This is a genomic window from Neisseria sp. CCUG17229 (assembly GCF_047839235.1).
In the GTDB taxonomy this organism is placed as follows: domain Bacteria; phylum Pseudomonadota; class Gammaproteobacteria; order Burkholderiales; family Neisseriaceae; genus Neisseria; species Neisseria brasiliensis.
Genome location: NZ_CP181247.1, coordinates 44,809 through 56,282, shown reverse-complemented (window position 1 = coordinate 56,282; position 11,474 = coordinate 44,809). Strand labels below are relative to the sequence as shown.

11 protein-coding genes are annotated in these 11,474 nt (G+C 48.6%); 5 read left to right on the top strand and 6 right to left on the bottom strand.

Features of this window, described 5'->3' with window-relative positions:
• Window positions 1-54 precede the first annotated feature (54 nt).
• Complete coding sequence (gene tsaA, locus ACM67B_RS00270) at window positions 55-735, top strand: tRNA (N6-threonylcarbamoyladenosine(37)-N6)-methyltransferase TrmO (RefSeq protein WP_416189684.1); 681 nt, start codon at window positions 55-57, stop codon at window positions 733-735.
• 69 nt (window positions 736-804) lie between these two features.
• Here tsaA and gap read toward each other — a convergent pair whose 3' ends face one another.
• Window positions 805-1,809 carry a type I glyceraldehyde-3-phosphate dehydrogenase gene (gap, locus tag ACM67B_RS00265; RefSeq protein ID WP_416189683.1) on the bottom strand — a complete coding sequence of 335 codons (1,005 nt, stop codon included), beginning with the start codon at window positions 1,807-1,809 and terminating at the stop codon, window positions 805-807.
• Window positions 1,810-2,322: 513 nt separating this feature from the next.
• Here gap and lpxC point away from each other — a divergent pair.
• Window positions 2,323-3,240, top strand: a complete 918-nt coding sequence (gene lpxC / locus ACM67B_RS00260) for a UDP-3-O-acyl-N-acetylglucosamine deacetylase (protein WP_416189682.1) — start codon at window positions 2,323-2,325, stop codon at window positions 3,238-3,240.
• A gap of 223 nt (window positions 3,241-3,463) precedes the next feature.
• Here lpxC and ggt read toward each other — a convergent pair whose 3' ends face one another.
• Window positions 3,464-5,221 (bottom strand): gamma-glutamyltransferase, encoded by a 1,758-nt coding sequence (ggt, locus tag ACM67B_RS00255; protein WP_416189681.1) that lies wholly within the window; start codon window positions 5,219-5,221, stop codon window positions 3,464-3,466.
• A 456-nt stretch (window positions 5,222-5,677) separates the two neighbouring features.
• On the opposite strand from ggt, the gene gnd reads away from it, so the two are divergent.
• Complete coding sequence (gene gnd, locus ACM67B_RS00250) at window positions 5,678-7,126, top strand: decarboxylating NADP(+)-dependent phosphogluconate dehydrogenase (protein ID WP_416189680.1); 1,449 nt, start codon at window positions 5,678-5,680, stop codon at window positions 7,124-7,126.
• Between the two features lie 330 nt (window positions 7,127-7,456).
• Here gnd and ACM67B_RS00245 read toward each other — a convergent pair whose 3' ends face one another.
• The gene (locus ACM67B_RS00245; protein ID WP_416189679.1) at window positions 7,457-8,407 is read right to left on the bottom strand and encodes a D-2-hydroxyacid dehydrogenase; all 951 of its coding nucleotides are present in this window, start codon (window positions 8,405-8,407) and stop codon (window positions 7,457-7,459) included.
• Between the two features lie 146 nt (window positions 8,408-8,553).
• Here ACM67B_RS00245 and ACM67B_RS00240 point away from each other — a divergent pair, with 146 nt between their 5' ends.
• Window positions 8,554-8,790, top strand: a complete 237-nt coding sequence (locus tag ACM67B_RS00240) for a DUF2061 domain-containing protein (RefSeq protein WP_416189678.1) — start codon at window positions 8,554-8,556, stop codon at window positions 8,788-8,790.
• A 39-nt stretch (window positions 8,791-8,829) separates the two neighbouring features.
• Window positions 8,830-9,156 carry an FKBP-type peptidyl-prolyl cis-trans isomerase gene (locus tag ACM67B_RS00235; protein WP_416189677.1) on the top strand — a complete coding sequence of 109 codons (327 nt, stop codon included), beginning with the start codon at window positions 8,830-8,832 and terminating at the stop codon, window positions 9,154-9,156.
• Between the two features lie 73 nt (window positions 9,157-9,229).
• Here the strand turns inward: ACM67B_RS00235 and ACM67B_RS00230 are convergent, their stop codons facing one another.
• The 3 genes from ACM67B_RS00230 to ftsE all read right to left on the bottom strand — a co-directional run bounded on the left by ACM67B_RS00230 (window position 9,230) and on the right by ftsE (window position 11,407).
• Window positions 9,230-9,703 carry a CinA family protein gene (locus tag ACM67B_RS00230; protein ID WP_416189676.1) on the bottom strand — a complete coding sequence of 158 codons (474 nt, stop codon included), beginning with the start codon at window positions 9,701-9,703 and terminating at the stop codon, window positions 9,230-9,232.
• A gap of 139 nt (window positions 9,704-9,842) precedes the next feature.
• A complete protein-coding gene (gene ftsX, locus ACM67B_RS00225) occupies window positions 9,843-10,760 on the bottom strand; it encodes a permease-like cell division protein FtsX (RefSeq protein WP_416189675.1) in 918 nt (305 codons plus the stop codon).
• Entirely contained in the window at window positions 10,757-11,407 is a 651-nt protein-coding gene (ftsE, locus tag ACM67B_RS00220; RefSeq protein WP_416189674.1) for a cell division ATP-binding protein FtsE, read from the bottom strand. The genes ftsX and ftsE overlap by 4 nt, the downstream gene beginning before the upstream one ends.
• Window positions 11,408-11,474 lie beyond the last annotated feature (67 nt).

Here is an 11,474-nt window from a genome sequence, read left to right as displayed (position 1 = left end):
CCAATTTGGGGCTTATTGCTGTGATATGATACGGTTTTTCTCTCCTTGCCGACCATGTCTTACACCATCGAAACCATTGCCCGCGTGCATTCTCCCTACAAACAAAAATTCGGCGTGGCGCGTCAGCCAGGCTTGGTGCCGGCAGCGGAAGTATGCATTGAGTTAAACCCTGAATTCAATGCCGACAGCGTGCGCGGTTTGGAAGATTTCGGTTATATCTGGGTCAGCTTTATTTTTCATGGTGTGTTGGGCGAAGGTTGGTCGCCGTTGGTACGGCCACCACGTTTAGGCGGCAAACAGAAAATGGGCGTATTTGCCACACGCAGCCCACACCGCCCCAATCATCTCGGTTTGTCGCTACTCAAACTCGAACGCATTGAAACCGACAAAACCGTGAAACTCTATTGCAGCGGCGCGGATTTGCTCGACGGCACACCGGTCATCGACATCAAACCCTATATCCCATTTGTCGAAGCCAAGCCTGATGCCGCCAGCGGCTTTGTTACCGGCAAACCGCAAGAGTTGGCTGTCGTGTGGCAAGATGAAGCGCTGCAAACCGCTTTATCCACTAAAGAGTGTGATGTGATTGCGCAAAGCATTGCCCAAGACCCGCGCCCGGCCTATCAAAACATTCCCGAGCGTGTTTATGTGATGAACATTTTGGATTACGAAGTGAAATTTCAAATTCAAGCGCAAACCGCCACCATTATTAATGTGGCCTTGCATCAAGCATAAATATGGCGATAAACAAAAAATGCCGTCTGAAAAATTATTTTTCAGACGGCATTTTTACATTTAAATCAATTAGATTTTAGCGGCAAAGTATGCCAAAGTGCGCACCAATTGGCAGGTGTAAGACATTTCATTGTCGTACCAAGCCACGGTTTTCACCAATTGTTTGTCACCAACGGTCATCACGCGGGTTTGGGTGGCATCAAACAATGAACCGAACTCAATGCCCACCACATCAGAAGACACGATTTCGTCTTCGGTGTAGCCGTAAGATTCATTCGCAGCAGCTTTCATCGCAGCGTTGATTTCTTCTTTGGTCACTTGGCGTTCTAACACGGTGATCAATTCAGTCAACGAGCCGGTCGCCACCGGTACGCGTTGGGCAGAACCGTCCAATTTGCCGTTCAATTCCGGAATCACCAAGCCGATGGCTTTGGCTGCACCGGTGCTGTTTGGCACAATGTTGATGGCAGCAGCACGGGCACGGCGTTTGTCGCCTTTGCGGTGCGGTGCGTCCAAGGTGTTTTGGTCGCCGGTGTACGCGTGGATGGTGGTCATCAAACCTTCTACCACACCGAATTCTTTTTGCAACACAGCTGCCATAGGCGCCAAGCAGTTGGTGGTGCATGAAGCAGCAGAAATCACGGTTTCACTGCCGTCTAATACAGATTCGTTCACACCGAATACCACGGTTTTCACATCGTTGCCGCCTGGTGCAGAAATCACCACTTTACGTGCGCCGGCACGGATGTGTGCTTGGCATTTTTCATTGCTGGTGAAGAAACCGGTACATTCCAATACCACATCTACACCCAATTCACCCCAAGGTAATTCTTCAGGATTCGGGTTGGCAAATACTTTGATTTCTTTGCCGTTAACCACGATTGCATCGTCTTTCAATTCGGCAGTACCTTGGAAACGGCCTTGGGTGCTGTCGTATTTAAACAGGTGCAACAACATATCGGCAGGGGTCAAGTCGTTCACCGCGACAACTTCAATACCTTCGGCTTTTACAATTTGACGTAACGCCAAGCGGCCAATACGGCCGAAACCATTAATCGCAACTTTAATGCTCATGTGTGTACTCCTACATAAAAAGGGGAAAATTTTCGATGGCTTGATTGTATCGTGAAATAAAACTACTACCTACGATTACATTCCACTACTTTAAAAATGTTTGATTTAAATAAATAAACAGTCAAATAAGGCCGTCTGAAAGAAACCTTGTTGGTAAAACAAAACATAAAAGAGGATACACCACTACAATTCAAAATTTATTAAAATAAAAAGATGATTTTGATGATGGCTTAATTGTAGTGTGGATAAGTAAACAAATCAATGTGAAAACAAAATGATAGATTATCTATTATGCTGGGTTTAACCTTCGCTGAAACGGCATCACAAAATGGGATAAACCATCTACTTCTTTTTTAATCTGTGGATAAGTGCATCTTTTTCCACCGATTACCCACTATTTTTTCAGACGGCCTATTGCGTTTTAATGAAATCATAAGTAAATACTATTAAAAATGATGGCTGATTGATTCATTTTTATCGTATTATCAAATTATTCATTATTGGAGAGCCATTATGTTACAAAGAACGCTTGCCAAATCCATCAGCGTCACCGGCGTCGGCCTGCATTCGGGCGAACGCGTTGCGCTGACCCTGCATCCTGCACCGGAAAACAGCGGCATTTCCTTTCGTCGCACCGATTTGAGCGGCGAGCAGGGCGAAATCATCAAACTCACGCCTTACCTAATCAACGATACCCGCCTGTCGTCCACCGTGGTGACCGAAAACGGCGTGCGCGTCGGCACCATCGAACACATTATGTCCGCCTTATCCGCCTACGGTGTGGATAACGCCTTAATCGAACTCAACGCACCCGAAATCCCGATTATGGACGGCTCCAGCCTGCCGTTTATTTATCTGTTGCAGGATGCTGGTATTGTGGATCAAAAAGCGCAAAAACGTTTCCTACGTATTTTGAAACCGGTAGAAGTGAAAGAAACCGGCAAATGGGTGCGTTTCACCCCTTACGACGGCTTTAAAGTGACGTTGACCATCGAATTCGACCATCCCGTGTTCAACCGCAGCGCGCCGACTTTTGAAATCGACTTCGCCGGCAAATCATATGTGGACGAAATTGCCCGCGCCCGCACCTTCGGCTTTATGCAGGAAGTCGAGCTCATGCGCGCCCACAACCTTGGCTTGGGCGGTAACCTGACCAACGCCATCGTGATTGACGATGTGGATATCTTGAATCCGGAAGGTTTACGCTACCCCGATGAATTCGTGCGCCACAAAATTCTCGATGCCATCGGCGATTTATACATCGTCGGCCACCCGATTATCGGCGCATTCGAAGGCTACAAATCCGGCCACGCCATTAACAACGCCTTACTGCGTGCGATTTTGGCCGATGAAAGCAATTATGAGTGGGTAGAATTCAGCCACGAAGACGATTTACCGGCTGCATTCCATGAATTGCCGAGCGCGGCTTAACGCTGAACACTTATCCACAAAAATGCCGTCTGAAACCTTTCAGACGGCATTTTTTTATTCAACGCAAGAGACCTTTGCAAAACCCCAGATTTGAGTACAGTTCGAAGTGATAGCAGCGCAGAAGGCGAAGACATATCATTAAGATAGGCAAGCTTTCGAGCAGCGCACAACGATGAAATGTGCCAAAGGTGGGGAGTTTGCAAAGGTCTCAGCAAAGGTTTGATCAATCCCCCATCACTTTTCCTTCTCGACGCGGATCGGCACCGCCCTGTAAACCGTCTTGACCGATCACAATGCCTTGCACACCCGAATTCAAATCACGCACCTGCACTTTATAGTCCAGTTGTTCCAATTGCGGTGCATACTCAGTGGCGGCGGTGTTTTGCTCGATTTCATAGCTGCTGCCGCGGTTGAGCATGTTTGGCAGGGAAATGGCCGTCTGAATATCCATGCCCCAGTCGATGTGCGCGACTAAGGTTTTGGCCACATAACCGATAATGCGGCTGCCGCCCGGTGAGCCGACAGCCATATAAGGCTTGCCGTTTTTCATCACGATGGTCGGTGCCATGGAAGAGCGCGGGCGTTTGCCGCCGGCTACGCTGTTGGCCACTACTTTGCCTTCGGCATTGGCCGGATTAAAGGCGAAGTCGGTCAATTCGTTGTTCAACAAATAGCCGTTGGCCATCAGGGTAGAGCCAAACGCGTTTTCAATCGAAGTGGTCATGGAAACCACGTTGCCTTCTTTATCCACAACCACGATGTGGCTGGTCGAAGGCAGCTCCACCGGTTTGCCGGCGGCAAATTGGTTGCTCAATTTACCGGCGTTGATTTGCGGCAGGGCTTTGTCGGTGGCGCGGATTTCTTGTGCGCGGCTATTCAAATAAGATTGACTGATTAAGGCTTTGGTCGGCACGGTTACGAAATCAGGATCAGCCACATAGTAATCGCGGTCGGCAAAGGCCACGCGTGAGGCGTCGCCAATCCAGCGCCAGCTGTGGATATTTTCTGCGCCCAATTTTTTCATGTCTTGCGTTTGCAAAATGCCCAAAATCTGACTCAAGGCAATGCCGCCCGAGCTTGGCGCACCCATGCCGCACACTTCGTATTCACGATAAGGCGAACACACCGGCGTGCGCTCAATCACGCGGTAGTTTTTGAAATCGGTCAGCGTGATTTTGCCCGGATTGTCCGCCGCGCCAGTGATGGTGTTCACCATATTCTGCGCGGGTTTGCCATGATAAAACGGCGCGCTGCCCTCTTTGGACAACAGTTTTACCGATTGGGCAAATTTAGGGTTTTTCAACATCGTACCTGCGGCCAATGGTGCGCCGTTAGGCAGGAAATAGGCAGCAGTCTGTGGATAACGTTGCAGCGATTCTTTGTTTTGCTCGATGGATTGCGACATGCGTGGCGACACGGCAAAACCTTGCTCGGCCAGCTGAATCGGCTTGTCAAACAGGCTTTGCCACGGCAATTTGCCATAACGCTTGTGGGTATCTTCCAAAAGTTTCGGAATACCCGGCACACCAACCGAACGGCCGCCGACCACGGCTTTCATAAAGGCCAGCGGTTTGCCGTTTTCATCTAAAAATAATTCCGGTGTGGCTGATTTCGGTGCGGTTTCGCGCGCGTCAAACGTGGTGAGCTTTTTGGCTTTATTGTCCCAATACACCAAAAACGCGCCGCCGCCCAAGCCGGAAGATTGCGGCTCAGTCAGGCTCAAAGTGGTTTGCATGGCAATCATCGCATCAATCGCGCTGCCGCCGCGTTTCAAAATTTCATAACCAGCTTCGGTGGCCAGTGGATTGGCAGAAGCAGCCATAAATTCTTTGGCGTGCACCAATTTCTGTTCGGTCAAACCCGTGCCTTGTTCCGGCGCGTGGCTGTCGGCGGAAACCGCGGCCGGTTTCGGCGCGGAAGATTGTGCACAAGCGGCCAGCACCAAAGTGGCCAGAATGCTTAGTGTCCAAGTCGATTTCATTTGATACTCCTCTTTTCTCATGTTTCAGACGGCCTGAATAAGCTTAAGTTGAATGTATAACTTTAAACAGACCGACTATAGCCCAAAGCGTTCGCATTTTCCAAGAATAAGTTGGCATAAGCTTGTCGGTAAGCCGATATTTATACACAGGCCGTCTGAAATTTTTTAAATTATCCACATTGATAAACAATCCACAAGCCGCTTTATCCTTGCAGTTTCTTTTTAGATAAGTTTTTGAAAAATAATCGGGATAAAAGTTATACACAAGAAAATTGCCTGCTCATAATCATAATCTTTTTATATTTTAAATTTTAGTATTATTCTGTTTACGGCTTTTCAAGCCAAATAAAAACCTTAAGCTAACTTTTCAAAAAATTAAAAAGTTAAGGATTGTTAAAACACTGTAAATCGGGTAGAGTAATGCCCGATAAATTAACAATAACGGAGCTTCCTTCAATGAAAGGCGACATCGGTGTCATTGGTTTGGCCGTCATGGGTCAAAACCTAATTTTGAACATGAACGACCACGGTTTTAAAGTAGTGGCGTTTAACCGTACCACCAGTAAAGTAGACGATTTTTTAAATGGTGCCGCCAAAGGCACCAATATTATTGGCGCATATTCGCTGCAAGACTTGGTTGATAAATTAGAAAAACCACGCAAAATCATGATGATGGTGCGTGCAGGTGCCGTGGTCGATGATTTTATCGAACAATTGGTGCCTTTATTGGACCAAGGCGACATCATCATTGACGGCGGCAATGCCAATTATCCTGACTCTACCCGCCGCACACACGAGCTGGCTGCTAAAGGCATCCGCTTTATCGGCGCCGGTGTATCGGGCGGTGAAGAAGGCGCGCGCAACGGCCCTTCAATTATGCCGGGCGGCGACGAAAGTGCATGGCCGGAAGTGAAACCGATTTTCCAAGCCATCGCCGCGAAAACGCCTGAAGGCGAGCCTTGCTGCGATTGGGTTGGTCGTGATGGTGCCGGCCATTTTGTCAAAATGGTGCACAACGGCATTGAATACGGCGATATGCAGCTGATTTGCGAAGCCTACCAATTCATGAAAGACGGCTTGGGTTTGTCTTACGATGAAATGCACGACATTTTTAACGCGTGGAACCAAACCGAGTTGGATTCCTATCTGGTTGAAATCACAGCCGATATTTTGGGCTACAAAGACGAAAACGGTGAACCGCTGGTTGAAAAAATTCTCGATACCGCCGGTCAAAAAGGCACCGGCAAATGGACTGGCATTAACGCCTTGGATTTGGGCATTCCGTTGACGCTGATTTCCGAAGCAGTGTTCGCCCGTTGCGTATCGGCATTCAAAGAACAACGCGTACAAACCGGCAAGCTGTTCGGCAAAACCATCACCCCAATCAGCGGCGACAAAGCCGAGTGGGTGGATGCTTTGCGCCAAGCGCTGTTGGCGTCAAAAATCATTTCTTACGCCCAAGGCTTTATGTTGATTCGCGAAGCCAGCGAAACCAACAACTGGGCGTTGAATTACGGCAACACCGCTTTGCTGTGGCGTGAAGGCTGCATTATCCGCAGCGCTTTCTTGGGCAACATCCGCGATGCTTACGAAGCCAATCCGGATTTGGTGTTCTTGGGTACCGATCCGTATTTCAAAGGCGTATTAGAAAGCTGCTTGCCGGCATGGCGCAAAGTGGTGGCCAAAGCGATTGAAAGCGGCATTGCTATGCCGTGTATGGCGTCGGCGATTACCTTCTTGGACGGTTACACCACCGAACGTTTACCGGCCAATCTGCTGCAGGCACAACGCGATTACTTCGGCGCACACACTTACGAGCGAACCGACCGTCCGCGTGGTGAATTTTTCCACACCAACTGGACTGGTACCGGCGGCGACACTGCGTCAACCACTTACGATATTTAATCAATTGTGGATAACTGATTTACCTAAATCTGCTTTAATGGCTGATTGATTCAAGGCCGTCTGAAATCGGAAAGTATTTCAGACGGCCTTGATTTTATTCGTGATAAGTTTTTCCACATTGAATATCAAAGTCAATAGATAAAGTTATGATTCTATCTTTTTGAATTAGCAATAAAAAATAAAATGCCGTCTGAACCTTTCAGACGGCATTTTAATATTGTTCACAAAATTATCCACAAGTTTTCAAGAAGTATTTTGGCATGGATACACCTTGATTCATCGAAACCTTATGAAATGAAGGCTACTCGATTGTGGATTGTTTGTTGAACCTTACACCAAATTCTGCGGCTGGCCTTTGACAAACTTATCCACATTATCCAGCAAAATATCAAACAAACGGTTGATGGCTTCGTGGCTTGCCCAAGCCATGTGTGGCGTAATAATCAAGTTTGGCAAACGGGCTTTGAGCAACGGATTACCATTGCGCGGCGGCTCTTCGGTCAACACATCAAACCCTGCACCGCCGATCTGACCGTATTTCAGGGCAGCGACTAAGGCGGTTTCATCAACCAAACCGCCGCGGCCGCAGTTAATCAAAATCGCGCCGGGTTTCATTTGTTTCAATTCGTTCTCACCAATCATATTGGTGGTTTGCTCGGTCAGCGGGCAGTGCAGCGAAATCACATCGGCCGTCTGAATGGCTTCGTCAAACGAGACATAACCTTCACGCACCATTTCGGCATGTTTGTGTTCGCCGAAAACCACCTTCATATTGAAAGCTTCGGCATAGCGCGCCAAAGTTTGGCCGATGTTGCCGCGCCCAAAAATTGCCAATGTTTTGCCGTTTAAATCACGCATCGGCGCACCGTAATGGCAGAAAAACGGCGATTGTTCCCACAAGCCGGCGGCAACATCGCGTTGATAGGCAGGCAGGTTGCGGCTTAAGGCAATCATCAGCATAAAGGCGTGTTCCGCCACCGATTCATTGCCGTAAGCGCGCACATTCGCCACCGCCACACCGGCTTGTTTGGCTGCTTCGACATCGACATTGTTCACGCCGGTGGCCGCCACGGCAATCAGTTTAAGCTGTGGATTTTGTTGAATGGCTTCGGCGGAGACCACCACTTTATTGGTCATCACGATATCGGCGCCATTAATACGAGCTGGGGCTTCGTGCGGCTCGGTGGCATCGTAGCAAATCAATTCATGTGGAAAATCAAAGGTAATGTCGCGTTCCGGCAGCGTAGCGCGGTCGAGCATGACGATTTTTAGCGGCTTCATATAATTTTCCTTTATGAGAAATTTTATAACGATTGTTTTAAACTAAGATTAAATAAAAATATCCAACTGTACGCATGATTTGCGAATCGTTATTATTTGTCTTAATGATACGGGCCGGGTTTCAGACGGCCTTGGAGGACAATATTATGATTAAAACCATTACCTTTGCAATGCTTCATTTCGGCGTAGCCTTTAGCGTGGCCTATATTTTGACCGGCAGCATTGGCATTTCCAGCGCAGTGGCCTTGATTGAGCCGATGGTCAATACTGTGGTGTTTTATTTCCATGAAAAAGCATGGAACCGCTACGAGCGCAAAAAAACAAAAAAGCAGGAAATGCTGCTGCCACTGCATCAGTGTGTCGATGCGCAGAAAATGTGTTAAGCTAAACCTTCCCCTCTCCAACGCAAAGAAGGAAACAGCATGAGCTTGATTATTGAAGACATTGAAGTCGGCAGCGGCAAAGAAGTCGTTAAAGGCAAAGAAATCACCGTACATTACACCGGTTGGTTGGAAAACGGCACCAAATTCGATTCCAGCGTTGACCGCGGCCAGCCTTTGACCATTATTTTGGGTGTTGGCCAAGTGATTCAGGGCTGGGACGAAGGTTTCGGCGGCATGAAAGAAGGCGGCAAACGCAAATTAACCATCCCTGCAGAAATGGGTTATGGCACGCGCGGTGCCGGTGGCGTGATTCCGCCGAATGCGACTTTGATTTTTGAGGTGGAGCTGTTAAAAGTTCACGACTAAATATGTTGAGTTTCAAAAAAGCCGTTTGGATCGTTCCAAACGGCTTTTTTATATCTGCTATTTACCTCACAGCTTAACGGGAAGTTAAATGTTCTGCCAAGAGGTTTAAAGCAAAATTCACTGCTTGGCGGCGCACGCTTTCTCGGTCGCCTTCGAATAAAGCCGTGCATTCGATGTTTTTCACCGGCGTGGCTAAGCCGAACCAAACCGTGCCGACCGGTTTGTCTTTGCTGCCGCCGTTGGGGCCTGCGATACCGGAAATACTCAGTGCATAATCCGCCTGCGCCACCGCCTTTGCCCCACGCGCCATTTCATGTACCGTTTCGCGACTGACTGCGCCGTGTTGCAACAAGGTTTCGGGCATGACGCCCAAGGTATTTTGTTTGGCTTGGTTGCTGTAGGTGACAAAGCTTTGGTGAAACCACTGCGAGCTACCGGAAATACTGGTAAACGCGGCCGACAATAAACCGCCGGTGCAGGATTCCGCGCTGGTAACGGTTTGGCGGTGGTCAGACAAGTGTTGGGCGATGGTTTGAAGTGCCGTCATGAGGGTTCCTTTCAGGATAGATAGGGTGGAAAACGAACTAGGGCTAAGACTTCAGGCCGTCTGAAAAGATTGTACGCGGTTTTAAAAAACTAGGCCAAATAAAAACGGCCTATGTTATCCACAGGCCGTCTGAAACCATTTATTTTTTCGCTTTAAACCCGAGCAAATGCTGCGTGGTGGCAAGCCATGCGCCGAATACGCCCAGCGCAATCACAAAACCCAATACCAGCGCAATTTCGCTGCCGTTGAAGAAGCGCCAGCCGATATTCAGGCCGTAAGGTTTAAAAATCGAATCGACCATCGGGCGCACGGTATTAAGCAGCCATGCACACAAGCCCAAGCTCACGGTGGCGGAGAGTAAGCTCTGCCACACGGCTTGATACAGAAACGGGCGGCGGATAAACGAAGCCGGCGCCCCCAGCAGCTTGGTGATTTCGATTTCTTCTTTGCGGCTCAAGATTTGCAGGCGGATGGTGTTGTGTGCCACCAAAATAAACGCCATGCCTAAGGTAATCGCCAAAAACCACAAAATCTTGTGGATAAAATCATTGATTTGATACAGGGTATGCACCCATTCCGTATCCATGGTCGCCGATTCCACCATCGGCAGCTTCACCAAATCCTGATAAATCGCTTGCATTTGTGCCGGAGAAGCATTGGCATCGGGGATAACGATAAACACATCCGGTAGCGGATTTTCATCCAGCATCGACACCAAATTCTGATCCAGATTCGATTGCAATTCTTCCAAGCCGTCTTGTTTGCTGATGAAGCGCACCGTATCCAAACGCGTATCGCGTTGCAACAGATTCTGCACCGTATCCGTATCTGCTTTGGCCGCATCGGTTTCCATATACACGGTAATCTGTGGCGATTCGTTCAATTTGCCCAAAATGCTTTGGCCGCTTTGCACACCCAAATAGAGAAACAGCGGCAGGGTCATGGCAATCGCCAGCATCAGCAGGGTCAGCAAAGTGCCGACAGGTTGGCGGATTAATTGTTTCAACGCAGCGCGTGCCGATTCGACGTGCAGCGAAACATAATGAATCAAACTCATGCCAAACGTCCTTTCTGCAGGCGGATGACGCGGTGGCCGTAATCGGCCATCAGCGTTTCATCGTGTGCCGCCACAATCACGGTGGTGCCCGCTTCGTGGAAGGTTTTGAATAATTCCATGATGTCGAGCGCGTAGGCGCGGTCGAGGCTGGCGGAAGGTTCGTCGGCAATCAAGAGGCTGGGCTGGTGTACCACAGCACGGGCAATGCACAAACGCTGCTGCTCACCACCGGAAAGCGACTCCGGCATATCCGATTCGCGGCCTTTCAAACCGACTTTTTCAATCGCAATGCGTGCACGCTCTTCTGCTTTGGCCGGTTGGTAGCCGATGATGCGTAAGGGCAGAATCACGTTTTGCAGCACGTTGCGGTCGTAGAGAATTTTGTGGTCTTGGAACACAATGCCGATGTGTTGGCGCATAAAGCCAATTTGGTTGTCGCTCAGTTCGCTCAAATCCTGCTTGTTGAACCACACTTTGCCTTCGGTCGGCTTGGTGATGCCCGAAATCAGCTTCAAAATGGTTGATTTTCCCGAGCCTGAATGGCCGGCGATGAAAATCATCTCGCCTTTGTTGATTTGAAAGCTGACGTTTTTTAAGGCTTCAAAACCGCCGGGATAGGTTTTGGAAACTTGTTCGAAACGAATCATAACTCTTCCTGAAAAATGGTTCAGACGGCCTAAAAAATAAAGGGATTAAAAAAATTATCCACAAAAT

Excerpts from the sequence above, each read along its gene's own strand:
- tsaA (WP_416189684.1), top strand. The coding sequence starts at position 55 with ATGTCTTACACCATCGAAACCATTGCCCGCGTGCATTCTCCCTACAAA.
- gap (WP_416189683.1), bottom strand. The coding sequence starts at position 1,809 with ATGAGCATTAAAGTTGCGATTAATGGTTTCGGCCGTATTGGCCGCTTG.
- lpxC (WP_416189682.1), top strand. The coding sequence starts at position 2,323 with ATGTTACAAAGAACGCTTGCCAAATCCATCAGCGTCACCGGCGTCGGC.
- ggt (WP_416189681.1), bottom strand. The coding sequence starts at position 5,221 with ATGAAATCGACTTGGACACTAAGCATTCTGGCCACTTTGGTGCTGGCC.
- gnd (WP_416189680.1), top strand. The coding sequence starts at position 5,678 with ATGAAAGGCGACATCGGTGTCATTGGTTTGGCCGTCATGGGTCAAAAC.
- ACM67B_RS00245 (WP_416189679.1), bottom strand. The coding sequence starts at position 8,407 with ATGAAGCCGCTAAAAATCGTCATGCTCGACCGCGCTACGCTGCCGGAA.
- ACM67B_RS00240 (WP_416189678.1), top strand. The coding sequence starts at position 8,554 with ATGATTAAAACCATTACCTTTGCAATGCTTCATTTCGGCGTAGCCTTT.
- ACM67B_RS00235 (WP_416189677.1), top strand. The coding sequence starts at position 8,830 with ATGAGCTTGATTATTGAAGACATTGAAGTCGGCAGCGGCAAAGAAGTC.
- ACM67B_RS00230 (WP_416189676.1), bottom strand. The coding sequence starts at position 9,703 with ATGACGGCACTTCAAACCATCGCCCAACACTTGTCTGACCACCGCCAA.
- ftsX (WP_416189675.1), bottom strand. The coding sequence starts at position 10,760 with ATGAGTTTGATTCATTATGTTTCGCTGCACGTCGAATCGGCACGCGCT.
- ftsE (WP_416189674.1), bottom strand. The coding sequence starts at position 11,407 with ATGATTCGTTTCGAACAAGTTTCCAAAACCTATCCCGGCGGTTTTGAA.